The 23,690-nt window shown below is 70.3% G+C and carries 9 protein-coding genes; 4 read left to right on the top strand and 5 right to left on the bottom strand.

Annotated features, from left to right (window positions below; translation table 11 throughout):
• Nucleotides 1-5 precede the first annotated feature (5 nt).
• From P3102_RS19620 to P3102_RS19610, 3 genes are read left to right on the top strand one after another with little or no spacing between them, the layout of a single operon-like run.
• The gene (locus tag P3102_RS19620) at nt 6-15,116 is read left to right on the top strand and encodes a non-ribosomal peptide synthase/polyketide synthase (protein ID WP_276360662.1); all 15,111 of its coding nucleotides are present in this window, start codon (nt 6-8) and stop codon (nt 15,114-15,116) included.
• Entirely contained in the window at nt 15,113-16,387 is a 1,275-nt protein-coding gene (locus tag P3102_RS19615) for an MFS transporter (protein WP_276360660.1), read from the top strand. The genes P3102_RS19620 and P3102_RS19615 overlap by 4 nt, the downstream gene beginning before the upstream one ends.
• Entirely contained in the window at nt 16,380-16,577 is a 198-nt protein-coding gene (locus P3102_RS19610) for an MbtH family NRPS accessory protein (protein WP_276360658.1), read from the top strand. The genes P3102_RS19615 and P3102_RS19610 overlap by 8 nt, the downstream gene beginning before the upstream one ends.
• Nucleotides 16,578-17,163: 586 nt before the next feature.
• Here the strand turns inward: P3102_RS19610 and P3102_RS19605 are convergent.
• From P3102_RS19605 to P3102_RS19585, 5 genes are all read right to left on the bottom strand, one after another.
• The gene (locus tag P3102_RS19605; RefSeq protein WP_276360656.1) at nt 17,164-17,475 is read right to left on the bottom strand and encodes a hypothetical protein; all 312 of its coding nucleotides are present in this window, start codon (nt 17,473-17,475) and stop codon (nt 17,164-17,166) included.
• A 718-nt stretch (nt 17,476-18,193) separates the two neighbouring features.
• A complete protein-coding gene (locus P3102_RS19600) occupies nt 18,194-18,652 on the bottom strand; it encodes a GNAT family N-acetyltransferase (RefSeq protein WP_276360654.1) in 459 nt (152 codons plus the stop codon).
• 188 nt (nt 18,653-18,840) lie between these two features.
• Nucleotides 18,841-19,026 carry a hypothetical protein gene (locus P3102_RS19595; RefSeq protein ID WP_276360652.1) on the bottom strand — a complete coding sequence of 62 codons (186 nt, stop codon included), beginning with the start codon at nt 19,024-19,026 and terminating at the stop codon, nt 18,841-18,843.
• Between the two features lie 22 nt (nt 19,027-19,048).
• A complete protein-coding gene (locus tag P3102_RS19590; protein ID WP_276360650.1) occupies nt 19,049-19,381 on the bottom strand; it encodes a hypothetical protein in 333 nt (110 codons plus the stop codon).
• A gap of 25 nt (nt 19,382-19,406) precedes the next feature.
• Entirely contained in the window at nt 19,407-20,273 is an 867-nt protein-coding gene (locus tag P3102_RS19585; RefSeq protein WP_276360648.1) for an AraC family transcriptional regulator, read from the bottom strand.
• Nucleotides 20,274-20,365: 92 nt separating this feature from the next.
• Between P3102_RS19585 and P3102_RS19580 the strand changes: the two genes are divergently transcribed.
• On the top strand, nt 20,366-23,680 hold the full coding sequence (locus P3102_RS19580; RefSeq protein WP_276360647.1) for a DUF5107 domain-containing protein: 3,315 nt from the start codon (nt 20,366-20,368) through the stop codon (nt 23,678-23,680).
• The last annotated feature ends 10 nt before the right edge of the window (nt 23,681-23,690 follow it).

Raw genomic sequence — 23,690 nt, 5'->3', positions numbered from 1 at the left:
CACCCATGACGTCATCCAGATCCGACCGTATCGCGGCGCTCTCTCCCGAACTGCGGGAGAAGCTGCGCACCAGGATGGCCGGCGCGGCCGGGCGGGCGGACGTGCTCCCCACCGCGGACCGTGACCGCCCGTTGCCGCTGTCGTTCGCCCAGCGGCGCCTGTGGTTCCTCGATCGGCTCCACCCGGACGACGCCGAGTACAACAGCGCGCTGGCCTTGCGGTTGACCGGTGAACTCGACGTTCCGGCCCTGGCGGAAGCCCTCCGGGCCCTCGTGGAACGGCACGAGTCGTTGCGGACCACCTTCGACGAGATGGACGGCGAAGGCGTCCAGATCATCCATCCGCCGGCGGGCCTGCCGCTGCCGGTGGTGGACGTCGACGCCGAGGCACTGGACGGGGTCCTGCTCGAGGAGTACTCGCGGCCGTTCGACCTCCAGCGCGGGCCGTTGGTGCGGTCGTGGCTGGGCAAGACCGGGCCCGACGAACACGTGCTGCTGCTGTGCGTGCACCACATCGCCACCGACGGCTGGTCGATGGGCGTGCTCACCGGCGAACTCGCCGAGCTGTACAACGCCGGTGTCCGCGGCGAACGGGCCGTGCTCCCGCCGCAACCGGTCCAGTACGCCGACTTCGCCGCGTGGCAACGAAAACGCCTGACCGACGACGTGCTCGCGGAACGGCTCACCTACTGGCAGCGCAGGCTGGGCGGGCTCGCCCCGCTGGAACTGCCCACCGACCGGCCGCGGCCGGCGATCCGGACCACCGAAGGCGCGGTGCGCGAATTCAGCCTGCCGCGGGACACGGCCGCGCGCTTGGCCGAGCTGGCCCGATCCGGCGAGACCACGCTGTTCACCACCGTGCTCGCGGCCTGCAAGGTGCTGTTCGCGCGCTACGCCGGGCAGGAGGACGTGGCCGTCGGCACGGTCGTCCAGGGCCGTGACCGGCCCGAACTGCAGCGGGTGGTCGGCTTCTTCGTCAACACCGTGGTGCTGCGGTCCACTGTGGACCTGTCTCGTAGCTTCCGTGAACTGCTGGGCGAGGTGCGGGAAACGGTGCTCGACGCCTTCTCCCACGACGACGTCCCGTTCGAGCGGCTGGTCGACGCCGTGCACGCGGACCGCGATCCCAGCCGCAGCCCGCTGTTCGACGTGATGGTGCTGCTGCACAGCGCCTCCGGGGCGAAGCCGTCCTTCGACGGGCTCGAGGCCGAGGACGTCGGTGTCGAGCGGAAGTCGTCGAACTTCGACCTGACCGTCGAGTTCGAGGAACGCGACGGTGCGCTCGCCGGGCTCGTCGAATACAGCACGGCGCTGTTCGACGCGGGCACCATCGACAGGCTGATCGCCCATCTGGCCGTGCTGCTGGACGCCGTCACCGCCGAGCCGGACCGGCCACTGGCGGGGCTTCCGCTGGCGACCGACGTCGAACTGCGCCGGATGCTCGTCGAGTGGAACGACACCGGGATCGACGTACCGGACACGACCGTCGTGGACTTGCTCGACGCCCAGGCCGCGGCGACCCCCCACGAGACCGCCTTGGTGTTCCGTGACGAGGCACTGGACTACGCGGAGCTGACGCGGCGCGTCGACGAACTCGCCGGGGAGCTGGTGCGGCGGGGAGCGGGACCGGAGCGGATCGTCGCCGTCATGCTGCCGCGGTCGGCGGAGGCCGTGGTGGCGCTGTTCGCCGTGCTGAAGGCGGGCGGGGTGTACCTGCCGGTCGACCCCGCTCTCCCGGCGGAGCGCGTCGAGACGCTGCTGCGTGACGCGGATCCGGTCGTGGTGGTGGACGAGGACTTCGAGTGCACGGGGCACACGGCGGTGCCCGCCGGCCCTCGCCCCGATCAGGCCGCGTATGTCATCTACACGTCCGGGTCGACGGGCAAGCCGAAAGGCGTCGTGGTCGAGCACCGCGCGCTGGTCAACCTGCTGGCCAACCACCGGCGGGTCTTCGGCACCGGCCGCCTGCGCGTGGCGGGCACGGCGGCCTTGTCGTTCGACACGTCCTGGGAGGGGCCGCTGCTAATGGCCGACGGCCACGAACTGCACCTCGTGGACGACGACACCCGGCTGGACCCGGACGCGCTCACCCGGTACGTCACCGGGCACCGGATCGACTTCCTCGACCTGACCCCGTCCTATCTGCGGCAGTTGCTTCCCGCCGGACTGCTGGACGGCCCGCACCGCCCGAGACACCTGATGCTCGGCGGCGAAGCGATCGGGGAGACCCTGTGGCACGAGCTGACGGAGCTGCCAGGGACGACCGCCCACAACTACTACGGGCCGACAGAGACCACCGTCGACGCCGTGTGCACCCCGGTGTCCGGTGACCGCCCGCTGATCGGCCGTCCCCTGGGCAACTTCCGCGCCTACGTCCTCGACGAGACGCTCTCACCCGTACCGCTCGGAGTAGCGGGACAGCTCTATCTCGGCGGCACGCAGCTGGCTCGCGGTTACCTCGGCCGTACGGGGCTGACGGCGGACCGGTTCGTCGCCGACCCGTTCGGTGAACCCGGCACGCGGATGTACGCCACCGGCGACCTCGTCCGCTGGACCGGCGACGGGGTGCTGGACTATCGCGGCCGGTGCGACGAGCAGGTCAAGATCCGCGGGTTCCGGGTCGAGCCCGGCGAGGTGGAGGCCGCCCTGCTGCGGCACCCCGCGGTCGCCGAAGCCGCGGTGGTGGCGCGGGAGGACCGGAACGGCAACCGGCTCGTGGCCTATTTCGTGCCGAATGGCGGAAGCCCGGACCTCGGTGAGCTCCGGCGTTTCCTGGCCGGGTCCCTGCCCGACTATCTGGTGCCCTCGGCCTTCGTGTCGCTCGATCGGCTGCCGCTGACCCGGCACGGCAAACTCGACCAGGCCGCCCTGCCGACACCGGACTTCTCGGCCGCCCGCGCGCGGTACGTCGCCCCGCGCGACGACGTGGAGCGGCTGGTGACCGGAGTCTGGGCGGACGTGCTCGGCGTCGAGCGGATCGGGATCGAGGACAACTTCTTCGATCTCGGCGGGGATTCGATCCTCGGCATCCGGGTCCTGTCCCGGCTTCGGGCGGCGCTCGGGGTGGAGGTGCCGGCGCGGCTGCTGTTCTCCGCGCCGACTCCCGAGCGGCTCGCCGCCGCCCTGCCGCGTTCCGGCGGGCGCGAGGCCGCGATCCCGGTCCTGGACCGGACGAACGGCGCGTTGACGGCACCGCTCTCGTTCGCTCAGCAGCGCTTGTGGTTCCTGGACGAGTTCGAGCCGGGCAGTACCGAGTACGTCTCGCCCATGGCGTTGCGGCTTCGCGGGAACCTCGACATCGAGGCCCTGGACCGGGCGTTGACCGCGCTCGTGGCCCGGCACGAGGCCCTGCGCACCACCTTCGACACCGTCGACGGGCACGGAACGCAGGTCGTGCGCCCGCCGTCCGACGTCCGGGTGCCGCTCACCGACCTGAGCGGACTGTCCGAAGAGGACAGACAACGGCAATTGGCCGCCGCGCTGGCCGAAGCGTCGACGGCGCCGTTCGACCTGCGCCGCGGCCCGCTGCTGCGCATCCGGTTGATCCGGCTGGCACCGGAGGAGCACGTGCTCACGCTGGTGCTGCATCACATCGTCACCGACGGCTGGTCGTCCGGAGTGCTCACCGGTGACCTGAGCGCGTTGTACACCGCTTTCGTCCGCGGGGAGCGCCTCAGCCTCCCCGACCTGCCGGTGCAGTACGCCGACTTCGCGGTCTGGCAACGCGAACGGCTGGCCGGGGCGATGCTGGACGAACAACTGGCGTACTGGCGCCACCGTCTCGAAGGCGTCCCACCGCTGGAGCTGCCCACCGACCGCGCCCGCCCGGCCGTCCGCACCAAGAACGGCGCACTGCTGGAGTTCAGTGTCCCGGAGGCCACCACCGCGCGGCTGAAGGAGCTTTCCCGTCGCCAGGACGGCACGCTGTTCATGACCCTGCTCGCCGCCTGCCAGCTGCTGCTCGCCCGCTGGTCCGGACAGGACGACGTCGCGGTCGGCACGGTCACCTCCGGCCGGGAACGCGCCGATCTGGAAGGGTTGATCGGGTTCTTCGTCAACACCCTGGTGCTGCGGTCCGAAGTGGACCTTTCCCGGACCTTCGACGCGTTCCTCGACGACGTCCGCGAGCTGACCTTGGACGCCTTCGCACACCAGGACGTCCCCTTCGACCGCGTGGTCGACGACCTGCAACCGGTCCGCGACACCAGCCGCACCCCGCTGTGCCAGGTCATGGTGGTGCTGCACAACACCCCCGAGGGCGACGCCGCGCTGCCGGGCCTCGCCGTCGAGGAACTGGCACCGCCGGTGGTGACCGCGACCTTCGATCTGATGATCCAGTTCCAGGAGGTCGCCGGACGCCTGGACGGGGTCGTCAACTACAACACCGACCTGTTCGACGCCACCAGCATCGAGCGGCTGTCGGGATGGTTGCGCGTCCTGCTCGACGGTGTCGCGGCCGACCCGGCGCGCCCGATGGCGCGGTTGCCGTGGATCACCGACACCGAACGCTCCCGGGTGCTGCGGGAGTGGAACGGCCACGAGGCGTCCGGCCAGGACACCACGCTGCCCGAGCTGTTCGAGGCGCAGGCCCGGCGGACTCCGGACGCCGTGGCCGTCACCCACGGCGGAGACAGCCTGACCTACCGCGAGCTCGACGAACGCGCCAACCGCCTCGCACACCGGCTGATCGGGCTCGGTGCGGGCCCGGAGCGACTGGTCGCGCTCGTGCTGCCACGCTCGGTCGAGCAGGTCGTCGCCATGGTGGCGGTACTCAAGTCCGGTGCCGGCTATCTGCCGATCGACCCCGCGTACCCGGCCGCGCGGATCGAGGGCATGCTCGCCGACGCGAACCCGGTGGCGGTGCTCGACAGCCGCGAAGCCCTGGAGGCCGTCGAGTATCCGGCCACGGACCCGGCCGTACGGCTGACCGCGGACGACACCGCCTACGTCATCTACACCTCCGGTTCGACCGGCAAGCCCAAGGGCGTCGTGATCCCGCATCGCAACGTCACCCGGCTCTTCGGAGCCACTCGTCACTGGTTCCGCTTCGACGAGCGGGACGTGTGGACGCTGTTCCATTCCTACGCGTTCGACTTCTCGGTCTGGGAGATGTGGGGCGCACTGCTGCACGGCGGCAAACTCGTCGTCGTCGGCCAGGACGTCGCCCGCTCGCCCGAGGACTTCCTCGCCCTGCTCGCCGCCGAGAAGGTGACGGTGCTCAACCAGACGCCGTCGGCCTTCTATCAGCTGATCCAGGCCGACCGCGAACAGCGTCCCGAGCTGAGCCTGCGGACGGTGATCTTCGGCGGTGAGGCGCTGGACCCGGCGCGGCTCGGCGAGTGGTACCGGCGGCATCCGGCCGGGCCGGAGCTGGTCAACATGTACGGGATCACCGAAACCACCGTCCACGTGACCCACCGGCCGCTGGCCGCGGCGGACACGGCGAGCACGATCGGTGTGCCCATCCCGGACCTGCGGGTCTACGTGCTCGACGGCACGCTCGCCCCGGTCCCGCCCGGCGTCACCGGCGAGCTGTACGTCGCGGGAGCGGGTCTGGCCCGCGGGTACCTCGCCCGGCCGGGCCTGACCGCGGACCGGTTCACCGCCGACCCGTTCGGTGCGCCCGGAACCCGGATGTACCGCACGGGCGACCTCGTCCGCTGGACCGGCGACGGCGTGCTGGAGTACCAGGGCCGCGCCGACCATCAGGTGAAGATCCGGGGTTTCCGGATCGAGCTCGGCGAGATCGAAGCCGCGCTGGCCTCGCATCCGGACCTCGGCGAGGCCGTCGTGGTGGCCCACGAGGCGGACGGAACCCGCCGCCTGGTCGCCTATCTGGTCCCGGCGCCGGGCGCCGCGGTGCCGGGAACCACCACGCTGCGGGAGTTCCTCGGCCGCACGCTGCCCCCGCACATGGTGCCTGCCGTGTTCGTCGGCCTCGACGCACTTCCGCTGAACGCCAATGGGAAACTCGATCGCCGGGCCCTGCCCGCGCCCGACGGGCAGGTCGAGGCGGGCAGCCGGTACGTGGCCCCGCGGACGTCGGCGGAGGGTGAGCTGGCGCGGATCTTCTCGGCGGTGCTGGGTGTCGACCAGGTCGGCGCGGAGGACAACTTCTTCGGCCTCGGTGGCGACTCGATCCTCAGCATCCAGGTCGTGTCGAAGGCCCGGAAGGCCGGGCTTTCCCTGTCTTCGAAGGACATCTTCCTCCACCAGACGGTGGCCGAACTGGGTTCGATCGTCGAGGCGCGGGTGGTGCCGGAGCAGGCCGCGGCCGTCGAACCGTCCGGGCCCGCACCGCTCGGGCCGATCCAGTCGTGGTTCTTCGGAAGCGGCCTCGACACCGGCCACTTCACCATGTCCGTCCACGTCGGACTCCGGGCGGACGTCGACCCCACGCGCCTGTCCGACGCCGTCGGCCGGGTGATGGCGCACCACGACGCCCTGCGGATGCGGTTCTCGATGGCGGCGGGTGAGTGGGTCCAGGAACCGGCGGCACACGAGAACGACGTGCCGCGGATCGTTCGCCTGTCCGCCGGGGACGACGACGGGATGCACGCGGCGGCGCTCGCCGCGCAGAGTTCACTGAACCTCACCGGCGGGCCGCTATGGCGCGCGATCGTGTTCGTCCCCGGAGACCAGGCGCCCCGGCTGTTCCTCACCGTGCACCACCTCGTCATGGACGGCGTGTCGTGGCGTGTGCTGCTAGCCGACATCGAGGCCGCCTACCGGGGCGAAGAGCTCGAACCGGTCGGCACGTCCTACACCGCCTGGGCGCGGTCACTGGCCGGTCACGTCCGGGACGGCGGGTTCGACGACGACCTCGCGTATTGGAAGACCGTGTTCAGCGACGCGAATCCGGATCTGCCGGTCGACCGGCCCGGCCGCAACGAGGCGAGTTCGGCGCGCACGGTGTCGGTGAGCCTCGGCCGGGCCGAAACGGCCGCACTGGTGCACGAAGTGCCGTCGGCGTACCGGACACAGGTCAACGACGTCCTGCTGGCGGCCCTCGGCCGGGTGCTGGCCCGGTGGACCGGTCGCGACCGCGTGGTGATCGCGGTGGAAGGCCACGGCCGCGAGGAGATCGTCGACGGGCTCGACCTGTCCCGCACGGTCGGCTGGTTCACCGCCCAGTTCCCGGTCGCGCTGAGCCTGCGCCCGGGCGCAGGCTGGGGTGAGGAGCTGAAGTCGGTCAAGGAACAGGTGCGCGCGGTACCGAACAAGGGCGTCGGCTACGACGCGCTGCGCTATCTGGGCCGCGAAGGAACCTCGGCCAACCTGCTGCGGGACGACCCGGCGCCCCGGATCTCGTTCAACTACCACGGGCAGTGGGACGTCGCACCGTCCGGCGAGAGCCTCTACCAGGAGCGGCACGAGTCGCTCGGCCGGGACATCGCCGACGAGAGCCCGCGAACGTACCTGCTGGACGTCATCGGCGTCGTCGAGGACGGGCGGCTGCGGCTGTCCTGGGAGTACTCCGCCGACCTGCACGACGAGGCCACGATCCGGCGGCTGGCCGAGGGCACGGTCGAAGCCCTGCGGGAGATCGTCGCGCACTGCGCCCTGCCGGACGCCGGGGGCCGCACGCCGTCGGACTTCCCGCTGGCCCGGCTCGACCAGGCCCAGGTCGACCGCATCGCCGGCGACGGCCGGGACGTCGAGGACGTCTACCCGTTGACCCCGCTGCAAGCGGGCATGGTCTTCCACAGTCTCGTCGACGCGGATTCGACCGCGTACTTCGACCAGTTCCGGCTCCGGCTCTCCGGTGTCGCCGACCCCGTCTCGTTCGGTGCAGCCTGGCAGCAGCTCGTCGACCGGACGCCGATCCTGCGCAGTCACGTGGTGTGGGAGGGCGTCGACGAGCCGTTGCAGGTGGTTCGGCGCCACGTTCCGGTGCCGGTCCGGCAGTTCGACTGGCGTGGCCTGCCCGAAGAAGATCAACAGTCCGCTTTGGCGGACCTGCTGGCGGAAGACCTCGCCGCGGGCATGGACCTGACGACGGCGCCGCTGATGCGGCTGGCGATCGCCCGGCTGACCGACGACGAGGTCCAGTGCGTGTGGACCTCGCACCACGTCCTGCTCGACGGCTGGAGCACCGCGCAGGCCTTCGGCGAGGTGTGCGAACGGTACGCGGCCCTCACCGGCGGACGGCGGCCGGAAGTGCCGTCCCGGCGCCCGTTCCGCGACTACCTCGGCTGGTTGGCCGAGCAGGACGGCCAGGAGGCCGAACGCCACTGGCGTCACCTCCTCGCCGGTGTCGAGGCGCCCACGCCGTTGCCGTACGACCGGCCGCCGGTCGAGGCGCACCGCGCCGAATCCGGGGCAACGGTGCTGCTCGAACTCTCGCCCGAGGAGTCGCGGCGGGTGCACGCCATGGCGAAGCGCACGGCCTTGACCGTCAACACCGTGGTGCAGGGCGCCTGGGCGCTGCTGCTGGCGCACCACAGCGGCGAGCAGGAGGTGCTGTTCGGCACCACCGTCTCCGGGCGGCCGGCCGAACTGCCCGGCGTCGAGGCGATGATCGGCATGTTCATCAACACCGTGCCCACGCGCATGCGTGTCCGAAGTGGACAGACCGTGGCGGCCTGGCTGCGCGAGGCGCAGGCGGAACAGGTGGACTCGCGGCGGTTCGACTTCCTGTCCTTGGCGCAGTTGCAGGCGCTGACCGACGTGCCGGCGGGAACCGGCCTGTTCGACAGTGTGGTCGTCTTCGAGAACTACCCGATCGACGAGGCGGCAGGCGGCGACGGCGTCGTGGTGCGGGACGTCGATTCGCTCGACACCACGAGCTTCCCCCTGAACCTGACCGCGTACCTGCACGACCGGCTCGGGCTGGAGCTGTCCTACGACCCGCGGTTGTTCGACGCGGCGACGGCCGAACGGCTGGCGGGGCACCTGGCCAGGCTGGTCCGGCGGATCAGCGAGGAACCGGAAAGCCGCGTCACCGAGCTGTCCCCGTTGGGCGACGGGGAACGCCGCCGGCTGCTGGTGGACTGGAACGACACCGCGATCGATGTTCCCGCGGGCACGGTGCTGGACGTGTTCCGCACGCACGTGGCCCGCACCCCGCACGAAACCGCCCTGGTCTTCCGGGACACCGTCCTGGACTTCGCGACCCTGGACGAGCTGTCGGACCGGTTGGCGGGCCATCTCGCCGAGCAGGGTGCGGGTGCGGAGCGGGTGGTCGCGGTGGTGCTGCCCCGCTCCGCCGAGTCCGTCATCGCGGCCCTCGCGATCTTCAAGGCGGGCGCGGTGTACCTGCCGGTGGATCCGGAGCTGCCCGCCACCCGGTTCGAGTGGTTGCTGCGGGACGCGAACCCGGCCGTCGTGCTCGACGACCCGGCTCGGGTCCGCGATTGGTGCGACCAGCCCTCACCACGTGAGCTCCCCGGCGCCGAGGCGGACCACGCCGCGTATGTCATCTACACGTCCGGGTCGACCGGACTGCCCAAGGGCGTGGTCGTCGAGCACCGCGCTCTGCTGAACCTGCTGGCCGACCACCGCCGCGTCTACCTGGCCGACGCCGCCGAGACCCGGATGCGCGCGGCCCTGACCGCGGCGTTCTCCTTCGACACCTCGTGGGACGGCCTGCTGTTCCTCTTGGACGGACACGAACTGCACGTCCTCGACGACGACACCCGCGTCGATCCGCGGGCCGTCGCCCGCTACGTCGACGAGCGGCGGATCGATTTCCTCGATCTCACGCCGTCCTACCTCCAGCAGTTGCTGGCCGACGGGTTGCTGGCCGGCGCGCACCGGCCCGGCACCCTGATGGTCGGCGGCGAGGCGATCGGCGAGGCGTTGTGGCGTGAGCTGGCGGGCATACCCGGCACGGCCGTCTACAACTACTACGGCCCCACCGAGGTCACGGTGGACTCGGTGTTCCGCCGCGTGCACGGGGACAAGCCGCTGATCGGGCGGCCGAGCGGGAACGTCCGGGCCTACGTGCTGGACTCGTCGCTCTCGCCGGTCCCGGCCGGTGTGCCCGGCGAGCTGTACCTCGCCGGGGTCCAGCTCGCCCGTGGTTACCTCGGCCGTCCGGGGCTCACCGCCGACCGCTTCCTCGCGAACCCGTTCGGCGGTCCCGGCGAACGGCTGTACCGGACGGGCGATCGCGTCCGCTGGACGACCGGCGGGGAACTGGACTACCTGGGCAGGCTCGACGAGCAGGTCAAGATCCGCGGTTTCCGCGTGGAGCCGGGCGAGATCGAAACCGCCCTTCTCGGGCACCCCGCCGTCGCCGAGGCCGTCGTCATCGCCCGCGAAGACGAGCCGGGGAACCGGCGGCTGGCCGCCTACGTCGTGCCCGGCGACGAGGCACCCGACGGCACCGAACTGCGGGCCTGGCTGCGCCGCACCGTACCCGGCCCTCTCGTGCCGTCCGCTTTCGTGGTGCTCGACCGGCTCCCGCTGACCCGCAACGGCAAGGTCGACCGGCGCGCGCTTCCCGCACCGGAGAACAGTGGCACCGGCTCGCGGTACGTGGCACCGCGGACCTCGGCCGAGCGCACGCTGGCGGAGATCTGGTCCGACGTGCTCGGCGTGGAGCGGGTCGGCGTCGAGGACAACTTCTTCGAACTGGGCGGTGACTCCCTCCTGAGCATGCGGATCGTGTCGCGGGTGCGGGCCGCCTTCGGCACGGAAGTGTCGCCGCGCGCGTTGTTCTCCGACCCGGTCCTTGGCCGGTTCGCCGCCGCGGTGACCGAGCAGGGGCAGGCAGGCCGGGCCATTCCGGTGACCGACCGCGACGGCCCGCTGCCGCTGTCGTTCGCGCAGCAGCGACTGTGGTTCCTCGACGAATTCGAGCCGGACAGCACGGAGTACGTGTCGCCGACGGCGTTGCGGCTGCGCGGCGAACTCGATGTCGCGGCGCTCACCGACGCGCTCACCGCCCTGGTCGCCCGGCACGAGGCACTGCGGACGACGTTCGACGCGGACAACGGACACGGCGTCCAGCTCGTCGGCGCGCCGTACGCGGTGGAACTGCCGCTGGACGACCTGAGTGGACTGTCCGAAGAGGACCGCTCGGCCGCGCTGGACCAGACGCTGGAGCGTGAGGTGCGGCAACCGTTCGACCTGCGGACCGGCCCGCTGCTGCGGGCGAGGCTGATCCGGCTGGCGCCGGAGGAGCACGTGCTCACGCTGGTGCTGCACCACATCGTCACCGACGGCTGGTCGTCCGGTGTGCTCGCCGGCGACCTCGACGCGCTGTACACGGCGTCCGTTCGCGGCGTGGAGCCGGACTTGCCGGATCTGCCGATCCAGTACGCCGACTTCGCCGTGTGGCAGCGGCAGGTCGTCGAAGGCGAATTGCTGGCGGATCAGCTCGACTACTGGCGCGACCGGCTCGACGGCATGTCGCCGCTGGAACCGCCCACCGACCGGCCCCGCCCCGCGGTGCGCACCACGAACGGCGACTGGTACGCGTTCGAAGTCCCGGCCGGACTGGTCACCGCGCTCAAGAGTCTCGCCAGAGGGCAGGACGGCACGCTGTTCATGACGCTGGTCGCCGCCTGTCAGGTTCTGCTGGGCCGGTGGTCGGGGCAGGACGACGTCGCGGTGGGCACGGTGACCTCCGGCCGGGAGCGGCCGGAACTGGAACGGCTGATCGGCTTCTTCGTCAACACCCTGGTGCTGCGGTCCACAGTGGACGCCGACACGACGTTCCGTGAGTTGCTGAGCTCGGTCCGGGAGACCGTGCTCGGCGCCTTCGCCCATCAGGACGTGCCGTTCGAGCGGGTCGTGGACACCGTGCAGCCGGAGCGCGACGTCAGCCGTACGCCGCTGTTCCAGGCGATGGTGGCCTTGCAGAACACCGGCGATCCGGTGCCCGCGGGCGGCGCGCTGGCCGCCGAGGAGATCGCGCTGCCCTCGGCGACGGCGGCGTTCGACCTCCTCGTGCAGTTCGAGGAACACGACGGCGGCCTGCGCGGCGCGGTGAACTACAACACCGACCTGTTCGACCAGGCCACGATCGAACGACTGACCGGCTGGCTGCGGCTCATCCTCGAAGGCGTCACTTCCGCCCCGGACCGCCCGCTCGGTGAACTGCCGCTGCTGACCGCCGGCGAACGGCACCATCTCCTGCACACGCTGAACGACACCACGCGGCCGCTGGGCACGGCGACGTTGCCGGAACTGGTGCGGGCACAGGCCGGGCGGACCCCGGACGCGCCCGCGGTCACCGACGTGGGCCTCACCCTCACCTACGCCGAACTGGAGCGGCACGCCAACCGGCTGGCCCATCGGCTGATCGCGGCCGGGGCCGGACCGGAGCACCGGATCGGGATCGTGCTGCCGAACTCCGCCGAACTGCTGGTGGCGTTGCTCGCCGTACTCAAGACCGGAGCCGCCTACGTCCCGATCGACCCGCTGTACCCACCGGAACGCATCTCCGCCGTGCTCGGCGACTCACGGCCCTTGGCGGTGCTCGACGACCGGGAAGCGGTACTGGACACCGCGAGATGGCCGGAGACCGACCCCGGGATACGGCCCTTGCCCGACCACCCGGCCTACGTGATCTACACCTCCGGGTCGACCGGTAAGCCCAAGGGCGTGATCACCACGCACGGCGGCCTGCTGAACTTCCTCCGCTGGGCGGCCGAGACGTATCCCAGCCTGAGCGGAACGACCGTGCTGCACTCGTCGGTCTCCTTCGATCTCACGGTGACCACGCTCTACGGCACGCTGCTCGCGGGCGGTCTGATCCGGGTGGCGGGCGCCCCGGCGCACCAGCCGCCCACCTTCCTCAAGGCCACGCCGGGTCACCTGCCGCTTCTCGACGTCATGGACGACGCTGACCTTTCGCCGACCGACGAATTGGTGGTCGGCGGGGATCAGCTGCTCGGCTCGGTGGCCGACGCCTGGCGCGCGGACCACCCCGGCGTGGTGGTGATCAACGAGTACGGTCCGACCGAGACCACCGTCGGCTGCATGGAGTACCGGGTCGGGCCAGGACAGGAACTGGCCGCGGGCGCGGTTCCGATCGGACATCCGATCTGGAACACGCGGCTGTACGTACTCGACGCCGGGCTGGACCCGGTCCCCACCGGGATCGCGGGCGAGCTGTACATCGCGGGCGACGGACTGGCCCGTGGGTACTTCGAGCTGCCGGGGCTGACCGCGGCCGGGTTCCTCGCGTGCCCGTTCGGCGAACCGGGGGAGCGGATGTACCGCACCGGTGACATCGTGATCCGTCAGCACGACGGCGAACTGGTGTGCCTCGGCCGCGTCGACGAGCAGGTCAAGATCCGGGGCTTCCGGATCGAGCCGGGAGAGGTCGAAGCCACCTTGCGGAGCCATCCCGACGTCGCCGAAGCCGTCGTCGTGGCCCGCAAGGACGATGGGCAGGCACGGCTGGTCGCCTACCTGGTGCCCGCGGCGGACGCTCCGGACGCGACCGTGTTGCGGGAGTTCCTCGGCCGTTCGCTGCCTGAGTACATGATCCCCTCGGCGTTCGTACCGCTCGACGCGCTTCCGTTGAACCGCAACGGCAAACTGGACCGCAAGGCACTGCCCGAGCCGGCCGCGCCGGTGGTCGCGGCGGCGACGTTCACGGAGCCACAGGGGCCGGTGGAACGGGCACTCGCCGACATCTGGGCGGAAGTCCTCGGCCTCGACCGGGTCGGCGCCCACGACGGGTTCTTCGAGCTGGGCGGGGACTCCATCCTCAGCATCCAGGTGGTGCACCGCGCCCGCCAGGCGGGCTGGCGGATGACGTCGAAGGCGTTGTTCCGGCACCGGACCGTCGCGGAACTGGCCAAGGTCGTCACTCCCGTCGAAGCCGAGCCGGACGAGCGGGAGGCCGTCGCCGGGGACGTGCCGCTGACCCCGATCCAGCGGTGGTTCTTCGACGAGCACACCACCAACCCGCACCATTTCAACCAGTCCGTTCTCGTCGAACTGGATCCGGAAGTGGACCCGGCGGTGCTGCGGCAGGCGCTCGACGCCGTCGTCGCCCACCACGACGCGCTGCGGATGCGTTTCGAGCGCGTCGAGGGGGAGTGGCGGCAGCACAACGATCCAGTCGGTTCACCGACGGCGCTGCGGATCGAGACCGTGTCCACGGTGGACGAGCAGGAGCAACGTGCGCTGCTGGAGGAGGTCGCCGACGAGGCGCACTCCGGGTTCGACCTGTCCGCGCCCCCGCTGCTGAAGGCCGTGCTGTTCACCCGCGAAACGGGGCCGCTGCTGTTCCTCACCGCGCACCACCTGGTGATCGACGCGGTGTCGTGGCGAATCCTGCTGGAAGACCTCGAGCGGGCCTACCGGCAGACGGCCGACGGCGATCCCGTCGACCTCGGCGCGAAGACGACGTCGTTCCGGGACTGGTCGCGCCGGCTGCGGGAGTTCGTCGACGGCGGCGGGCTCGACCACGAGCGCGACCACTGGTCGCGGGTGCTGCCCGCCCGCGACCTGCCCGTCGACCGGGCCGAGCCGGTCCCCGGCACCCCGGCGGAGTCCGTGACCGTCCGGCTCGACGCCGACGACACCGACGCGCTGCTGCACCTCGCCCCGGGCGCCTACCGCACCCGTATCAACGACGTCCTGCTCGCGGCGCTGGCCTGGGCGCTGGCGCGGTGGACCGGTGAGGAGCAGGTCGCGGTGGACCTGGAAGGCCACGGCCGGGAGGAGATCTTCGACGACGTCGACCTCACCCGGACGGTCGGCTGGTTCACCACGCTGTTCCCGCTGTCGCTCGAAGTCACCACCGAGGACGAGCCGCGCTGGCGTCAGCTGGTGAAGTCCGTGCGCAAGCAACTGCGGGCGGTGCCCGGCAACGGCTTCGGCTTCGGCGCGCTCCGCCAGTGGAGATTCCCCGAACTCGGCGGGCGGTCCCCGCAGATCTCGTTCAACTACCTCGGGCAGGGCGACGACACCGCCGCCGGGACCGGGCTCTACCGGGCATCGCACGCGCCGATCGGCCACGAGCAGGATCCGGCGGACCCGGGCGGCCATCTGCTGGAGGTGGTCGGCGGCGTCCAGGAAGGACGGCTCGAGTTCTCCTGGTTCCACCGCCCGGACCGGCACGACCGGGCGACGGTGGAGGCGGTCGCCGCGGACTTCGCCACGGCCCTGCGCCGGATGGCCCGAGACGTCCGGGGTGAGCGAGCATGACGACGCTGCTGTCGCGCAACCGCGACTACCGCCTGTTGTGGGGCGGCCAGGTCATCTCGGAGGCCGGTTTCAGCACGTCGATGATCGCCTTCCCGCTGCTGGTGCTGGCGGTCACCGGCTCGGCGGCGCAGTCCGGTCTGGTGCTCGGCGCGGTCGCGATCGCCCAGCTCGCCGCCGGGCTGCCCGCCGGGGCGCTGGTGGATCGGTGGAACCGCAAGAAGATCATGCTGGCCTGCGAAGCCGTGCAGGGGCTCGCGGCCGCCGCCCTGGTCGCGGCACTGTGGTGGGGGGTGGCGAACGTGGCGATGATGATCGCCGTCGCCGCGGTGATGGGACTGTGCCGGGCGCTGTTCGAGCCCGCGGAGGAGGCCAGCCTGCCCCGGCTGGTCACCGTGGACCAGGTGCCGTCGGCGGTGGCGATGAACGCGGCCCGGTCGAGCGCCGGGCAGTTGTCCGGCACGGCGCTCGGCGGGTTCCTGTTCGCACTGGGCCGGATGGTGCCGTTCGTCTTCGACGTCATCGCCCACGTGGTCGCCTTCACCGCCCTGCTGTTCGTCCGGCTGCCACCGAAGCCGATCGAACACCGGGCGCCGACCCCGCATCTGGGCCGGGAGATCGTCGCGGGGTTGCGCTGGGTGTGGCACCAGCCGCACGTGCGGATCACCGCGGTCTGCGCGATCTGCCTGAACCTGTTCTTCAGCGCGTACTACCTGGTGATCATCGTGCTGGCGGACTCACGCGGCGTCCCGGCGGGCGAGATCGGCGTGATGGCCGCGATGCTCGGCGGCGGCGGCATCCTCGGTGCGCTGGCCGCGCCGTACCTGCACCGCAAACTCGATCCGTACGTGCTGATCATCAGCGTGTTCTGGGCACTGACCGTGCTCACCCCGCTCGCGGCGTTGGTCCACAATGGATATCTGATGGGCCTGTTGTTCGCGGCGATGGCATTTCTTCCCCCCGCCGCCAACACCACCATCAGCACCTACCAGCTGCTGCTCACCCCCGACGAGCTGCGCGGGCGGCTCGGTGGCGTGATGGGGGTGACCGGCGGCCTGGCCGCCGCCGCGGGCCCCGCGCTCGGCGGCTGGCTGGTCGACGCGCTGCCGGGCACCACCGCCGTGCTCGTCTGCGCGGGCGCGATCGCCGCGGTCACCCTTCTGGCCACCTTCAACCCCACGCTCCGCCGATTCCCCCGAAGTGTCGGCGAGAACAGCGCGGACCTGCCCGAAAAAACGGAAATGCTGGATACGAAAGGAAAGTCGAATGGCTGACGAAAACACCTACCAGGTACTGATCAACGACGAAGAGCAGTACTCCCTTTGGTCGGCGGAGAAGGAGATTCCGGAGGGCTGGCGCGCCACGGGACACCGGGGCACTCGTCAAGAGTGCATGGACCACGTCGACGAGGTCTGGACCGACATGCGTCCGCGCAGCCTTCGCGAACGGATGGCTTCGCAGTAGGGCGCCGAACTCGCCCCCCGTGCGCCGGTGCACAGACATGGGCAGGTGCGTGGCTCCGGCACTTGGTCACCGGAGCCACGTACTTGGCGGGGTACGCCCGGCCAAGTACGTGGTATTCGGCTACCCGTTCTTTCGGGGAGGGCGGACACCGGGTCGCGGGCGACGGTGATCGCGGGGTGGGCGCACGGCCCGTTGCCGGCTGAGCAGGGGCGGCGCGGTGAATCTCCGCTCGCGCCGCCCCGTGCACGCCTCAGGCACCAGTCCTCGCGGGGAAGGAAAGTGCTTCGCCAGGTCGAAGTATTCGGCAACCCGTTCGTCTGCCGGGTAGCCGATCGGTTTGGCGCGGGCTTGGCCCGCGTGTGCCGGCACCAGCCGCCGGACCGCGTCCGATCAGCGGAATGCCCACACGGCGTCGGAGCCGTCGGGAGCGACCGGTTTCCGTCGCAGCGCGGAGTCGAACTCCCGCTGCCGAGATAGTCGGAGAGGTCGGGCCCGGCGTAGGAGTCGCCCTAGACAGTTCGACCACATCTTGTCGCCGTCACACTGGTGGCAGGCCGGAGAAGTTGTCCGAACCTGCCGGGGGCCTTCAGTCGATATCGATGTCGCCGTCGCCGTCGAAGCCACTCTCGTTGCCGGCGTATTCGCTGCTGCTGTGCGGCCCTTCGGGGAATCCTTCGATCGCGCCGCACACGGTCCCCAACCCCACGGCGCCGACGACCAGCCCGAGCAGTATGCGGACGAAGATGTTGGTGATGGGCTCGCCCGCGCCGTTCTCGACGGCGATTTCGCCGGTCACGATCAGCAGGGCCGCGCTCGTCAGGGCGACCCCGAACAGGGCCCCGGCCACGCGGCCCACCAGGCCCCAGAAGCTCGGAGCGGGCTTCTGTCCCTTGGACATGGCGACGACGCTACGCGGGCTCCGACATCTGGTGCACCGCCAACCGGGCTCACCGAGTCCGGCATCCACCCGAGGTCGGCCCGACCACCAGGCAGGTAGCCCGTTGACCCGTGGCAATGGTCAGCGAAGCCGGAGGCCTGGATCAGGGAACGAGCCGCTCCCCGCTGGTCGGCGTAGGCGAGCTGTCGCGCTCCAGACAGTCGAGGTTGGCCGAGGCCGGTGACCAATCAGCGCAGTGATGAGCCGGGGCCGACCCGTTATGGTCGGCCCCGCCCGCACGTACCTGCCCGTGGCTGGACTGCGCCTGTGACAGGCGCTCGGAGGTTTCGCTCCGCCTTCGCGCCTTCGCGCCTTTGGGCTAGCCGGGCTCGCCGCAGTCGTCGGCTTCGACGGAGGGCTTCTGGTGTGCGCCGGGTTCTTCGCGCTGGCCGCGCTGGTGACTCTGTTGTTGCCGCGCACTGGAGCTTATGAACCGGGCCCCGTTTGGCCCCCCTGGTCCACCGAGCACGTGACATCTTTTACTACGCCGCCTGCGAACTCATAGCGACAGCCGCTGGCAGCCACCCACGTTGTTCGGGAGCTCGGTCTCGGAGATTCCCTGGCTGGCTAGCAGCCGCGAGAGTCAGGGCACGATGGTCGTTCAACCCTACGCGGGTAATACAGAGTGTGTAAGAGCGACGGACGAGGCGGGTGGCGCCCTGACTGGCGGGTCCGCGCTTCAGTCCATCGGGTCCACGGTCTTGGTGTGGAACTCGCGGACGAAGCGTTCCTGACGGCTTGAGGTTTCGCGGTAGCCGCGCGCCCGGTAGAAGTGCTGAGCGGCGTCGCGTGTGCGTGTCGTGGTCAGTTCCAGTCGCACGCAACCCCATTTCCGTGACATGTCCTCAGCGGCGGTCAGCAGCATGCTCGCTACCCCGGTGCGCAGTCGGTGCCGGGCGACCACAAGCCCCTGCAGGTGGGCGTTGCGTTCCGCGTCGGCCAGCCGCGGGCTCGCCACGACAGCGGCCATTCCAACGATATCGCCGCAGTCGTCGGCGACGATAAGGGCGCCGTGAGGAAGATCCTGCCACTGATCCAAAATCTCCACGACGCCGTCACGGTCATGAGGATGCCCCCAGTGCTCGAACAAGGGCACCAAGGCCTCCACATCGTCTGGGGTGGCGGGCCGGATCTTCACCGTTTCAGCTTACTGAAGCCATAGCTGACACGGTCATGGAGCCAGCCTCGGTGTCCCAGGTGGCGGCCACGCCGGCGTCCGGAAACGATCGAGGTCCAACTTGAGTGCCCGCTTCCCCTCTGTGACGAGATGGCGGAGACCGTGCAGTAGTTCCTGAGCTCTCCACCATCGTTGTCGGTTGGCTGCTGCTATCGCAACTTTCCCCATTTGCGTTTCAAGGAGAAGGCAGAGTACGCGAACAGCGACGCGAGAACCACTGCCAGGACGATGGTCGGCGTGGTGGGCCAGACGACCGCCAGCACGATGAGGGTGATAAGCAGGATCCCGGATACGACCAGGAACACCGTGCTCGTGGTTCTACTCGTCGTGTTCATTTCTCCCTCGAATTCGGTGAGGTCACCAGGTGCAGTTGAGCACTATATTGCTGATGGCGGTGACGGTGGCGATCGTTGATCGCGCCGGGAGTCCTGCCACGATCCCCGGCGGCGGCGCTGGTGACCGGCCCACCCAGATGCCGGAGCGGTCCGACACCTGGGTGGGCAGATGCGGGTGCGCGGTGTCGGTATAACCCGCCGACGCGGTCGTACTGTTGGCAAGTTCGCCGCCCTTGAGGTTGCTGAGTGAATCGTAGGCGTAGGTCACCGAGTCGTTCATGCCGTCGGTCACGTCGCCGTGCGCGGACCACGCCTGGGTTTGGATATGGCCAAGCACATCGGCTTCACCTGCCACGCTCAAGTCCAGACGTCCGCAACAACTAGTTCTTCCCGCGTCGGTACTCGCTGGGGCTGCACCCGTGTTCTTTGCGGAAAGTGCGCGAGAAGTAGAACGCGTCGTTGTAGCCGATGGTCCTGGCGATCTCGGAGATGTCACGGGACGTGGTGGCCAGCAGTTCGCGCGCTCGGGCCATCCGCAGGCGCTTGGCGTATTCGACCACGCCGCAGCCCGCCGCCATCCGGAAGAGGGCCGCGAAGTGCGAGGGGGACAGGCCCGCCGTGCGCGCCAGCTCTTTGACGATCACCGGCTTCGCGAAGTTGTGCCGCAGGTACTCCTGCGCCTGGCGAACCGGCTCGGTGGGCTGGGGGGCTTCGGTCAGCGCGTCCGCGGCCAGCTGCGCGAGCAGGGTCCAGCCCGCGCCGGAGGCCGAGATGAGGTGCGGGAAGGTCTCGTCCCGTTCGAGGAAGCCGATGGCGTCGTCGATCGCCGAAACGGCGCGGTAGGCGTCGCGCACCTCGACGATGGCTTCTCCGCCGTCCGGCGTGACGACCGAGAGCAGCTCCGAGACCTGGGAGCCCGCGGCGTGCAGCCACCAGATCGTCCAGGGGTCGCGCGAGTCCGCCCAGTAGAAGTGCGGGCGGGATGGGGGCAGCACGAGGGCGTTTCCCGGCCTGATCTCACTCACCCTGCCGTCGACCTCGCAGTGCCCGACGCCGTCGGTGCAGACGATGACGATGGCTTCCGGTGCGCTGCGCGGGCGGTGCATGCCGTGGTTGGCCGCGCTCGGGAAGTACCCCGCGTCGGTGACCAGCAGGCCCGAGGTCGGGGCTTTGCGCAGGGCCGACGCCACCAGCGGCCGCGGCAGCACGCGCAACCGCTGACCTGGGAAGCCATCGGGCAGTAGCATCCGCACACCGTACAGCCGGCCGTCGAATAGTCCAGGTAACTCGGTCGGTTCGGCCATCCCGCCGAACGGGTGTGCGGTCATAGCGTTGCCGCATGTCACAGGGTGAATCGACGCTGATCCTGCCGCCCCGCCCCGCCGAGCACGCCGAGGCCGGGGTCGCGGCGTGGCGGGCGGGAGTGATGATCGACAGCTACCTTCCCGAGGCGCCCGACCGGTATCCCGCCTACCTGGAGCGGCGCGTCTATCAGGGCTCCTCCGGGCGGGTGTATCCATTGCCGTTCCATGACCGGATCAGCCCGGTGAAGGCCCCGGCGGAGTGGGACGCGGTGCATCTGGAGAACCGCTGGCTGCGGTTGATGGTGCTGCCCGAGCTCGGTGGCCGCGTTCACGTCGCTTTCGACCGCACCCGAGACTACGACTTCTTCTACCGCAACCCGGTGATCAAGCCCGCTCTCGTCGGCCTGACCGGCCCGTGGATCTCCGGCGGAGTCGAGTTCAACTGGCCGCAGCACCATCGCCCCGCCACGTTCCTGCCGACCGACGTCGAGATCGAGCACGAGCCCGATGGCGCCGTGACCGTGTGGTGCTCCGACCACGACCCCTTCGACCGGATGAAGGGGATGCACGGCGTCCGGATGCGACCCGGCAGCGCTGTCGTGGAGTTGCGGGTGCGGCTGTACAACCGCTGCGAGCGGACCCGGACGTTCTTGTGGTGGACCAATATCGCCGCGCGAGCGGACGAGAACTACCAGTCGTTCTTCCCCCGTGACGTGCGCGTGGTCGCCGATCACGCCAAGCGCGCGACGACCGGCTTTCCCGCCGCGGATCGGGCCTACTACGGGGTCGATTACCCGGCCCGGCACGACGAGGTCGGCACGGTCGCCGGTGGCGTGCGGGTCCGCGGCGACCGCCTTGACTGGTACCGCAACATCCCGGTGCCGACCTCGTACATGTGTGTGGGCAGCAAGGAGACGTTCCTCGGCGGCTATGACCACGCCGCGCGGGCCGGGTTCGTGCACGTCGCCGATCGGCAGATCGCTGTCGGGAAGAAGCAGTGGACTTGGGGGGCTTCGGAGTTCGGTGCGGCGTGGGGCCGCAATCTGACCGACGACGGTTCGGCCTATGTCGAATTGATGGCCGGGGTCTTCACCGACAACCAGCCGGACTTCTCCTTCATCGCGCCCGGGGAGACGAAGGTGTTTTCCCAGTTCTGGTATCCGATTCAGGAGATCGGCCCGGTGCAGGCGGCAACCGTGGACGCCGCGGTGCGGGTGGACCTCCACGGAACGAGCGCGCGGGTCGGGGTCGCGGTGACGGCGGACCGCCCCGGATGCCGCTTGTCGCTCGTCGACGGCACCGGGGCCGCGGTCGCCGAGGTGCGCGCCGACATCGCGCCGGGCAAGCCCTTCCACGAGAGCATCCCGCTGACGCGGCCCGCTGATCGTCTCAAGCTGCGCGTCCTCCACGGTGAAGAACTGCTGGTGGAGTGGGATTCCCTGGTTCCCAGCGCGGACGATCAAGTCACCCCGGCACGCGAGCCCGCCGCCCCCGAGGACGTACCGACCGTGGAAGAGCTGGCCGTGATCGCCGCGCACCTCGATCAGTACCGGCACGCGACGCGCTCGCCGGAGCCGTACTGGCGTGAGGCAGTGCGCCGCGACCCCGAGCAGGTCGCGGCCAACGTCGGGCTCGCTGGGCGCGCGTATCAGCGTGGCGAATTCGCTGAGGCGGAGAAGTTGTTGCGAGTAGCCGTTTCCCGGCTGACGACGTTGAATCCCAATCCGGCCGACACGACCGCGCTGTACTGCCTCGGTCTCGTGCTGGAGCGACTGGGCCGGGCCGAAGAGGCTTACGACGCATACGGTTCCAGCTCCTGGGCGCGTACGTGGCGGGCACCGGCGGGCTATCGCATGGCACGTATCGACGCCGCACACGGCCGGAACAGGGAGGCACTGGCCCGGCTTCAGGATGTGCTGCGCACCGAGCCGGAGTACCTGCAAGCCCGTGCGCTTCGGGTAGTTGTGTTGCGTCGTATGGGAAAAGACGGTCAAGCGGCTGAACTCGCCGAAGCCACCCGTGTGCTTGATCCCCTGGACTGGTGGACGCGCGATCTGCTTGGCCTGCCTCTCACTACGGACGCGCAGACCTGCCTCGACATCGCGCTGGAGTACATCGGCGTCGGTGAGCACGATGCGGCGCTGCGGGTGCTCGACGTCGCCCGCGAGCGGGAGGGCTCTCGCGCGATCGGACAGACAGCGGTCGGGCCGTTGCTGGAGTACTACCGAGCCGAGGTGCTGCGCAGGCTGGGCAGAGACCACGAGGCGCGCGAAGCCGTGGAGCGGGCGCAGAACATCGACGCGACATGGTGTTTTCCTTCGCGGTTGGACGACGCGTTGACGTTGGAGCGTGCGGCGAACGCCGACGACACGGACGCGCGGGCTCGCGCGCTGCTCGGCCATTGGCTTTACGCCAACGGACGTCCTGACGACGCGTGCACGGCCTGGCATGCCGCGGCGGCGATCGACCCGGATGATCCCGTGGTGTGGCGGAATCTGGGGCTCGCGGCCTTCAACCACCTCGGTGACGCCGACCAGGCATGCGCGGCCTATGATTCCGCGCTCGCCGTCGCGGGGGACGACGCCAGATTGATCTTCGAGCGGGACCAGCTCAGTGCCAGGCGCGGCGTGCCGCCCGGGCAACGGCTGGACTGGCTCCTGCGCAACCGCGCCCTGGTCGAGACGCGGGACGACGCCACCATCGAGCTCGCGCACCTGCTGATCACCGCCGACCGGCTCGACGAGGCCCGCGAACTGCTGCTCGGCCGCACCTTCCAGCCGTGGGAGGGCGGTGAGGGTGACGTGCTGCGCGTGTGGGACCGGCTGTGCCGCGCGCGGTCCAGCCCGGACGATGCGGTTGCGCCGCCGGAATCCCTCAGCGAGGCAAGGCATCCGCTCGCGAACACCGCCCAGCTGCAGGTGATGCGGGGTGACGTGCTCGGCGACCGGGCGGCGTGGGAGCTGGCCGCCGCGCAGCAGGGCGACTTCCTGGGGATGAGCACCCAGCCCTACTCCGAGGCGACCTACTCTTCGGTGCTCGCGCTGCGCAGACTCGGTCGCACCGAGGAAGCCGACCGGCTCACCGAGGCATTGCGCGCCTTCTGCGACACGTTGGAGGCGAGTCCGGCGACCGTGGACTACTTCGCGACTTCGCTGCCGTCGATGCTGTTGTTCACCGAGGACCCGGCCGCCGTGCAGCTGCGTCGAGTAGGCTTTTTACGGGCACAGCTCGACGTTCTCGATGGGCAGCACGCACGCGCAGGTGATCGGTTGGCCGCGCTCCTGGCCGAGGACCCGCACCACGTCGACGCGCTGGACCTCGCCCGATCGATCCGGACTCCGACGCGGTGACGGCGTCTGT

The sequence above is a fragment of the Amycolatopsis sp. QT-25 genome, assembly GCF_029369745.1.
Classification (GTDB): Bacteria; Actinomycetota; Actinomycetes; order Mycobacteriales; family Pseudonocardiaceae; genus Amycolatopsis.
This window is presented reverse-complemented; position numbering and strand designations above follow the sequence as displayed.

Coding starts and splice junctions, on each gene's coding strand:
- P3102_RS19620 (WP_276360662.1), top strand. CDS start 6: ATGACGTCATCCAGATCCGACCGTATCGCGGCGCTCTCTCCCGAACTG.
- P3102_RS19615 (WP_276360660.1), top strand. CDS start 15,113: ATGACGACGCTGCTGTCGCGCAACCGCGACTACCGCCTGTTGTGGGGC.
- P3102_RS19610 (WP_276360658.1), top strand. CDS start 16,380: ATGGCTGACGAAAACACCTACCAGGTACTGATCAACGACGAAGAGCAG.
- P3102_RS19605 (WP_276360656.1), bottom strand. CDS start 17,475: ATGTCCAAGGGACAGAAGCCCGCTCCGAGCTTCTGGGGCCTGGTGGGC.
- P3102_RS19595 (WP_276360652.1), bottom strand. CDS start 19,026: ATGAACACGACGAGTAGAACCACGAGCACGGTGTTCCTGGTCGTATCC.
- P3102_RS19585 (WP_276360648.1), bottom strand. CDS start 20,273: ATGCTACTGCCCGATGGCTTCCCAGGTCAGCGGTTGCGCGTGCTGCCG.
- P3102_RS19580 (WP_276360647.1), top strand. CDS start 20,366: ATGTCACAGGGTGAATCGACGCTGATCCTGCCGCCCCGCCCCGCCGAG.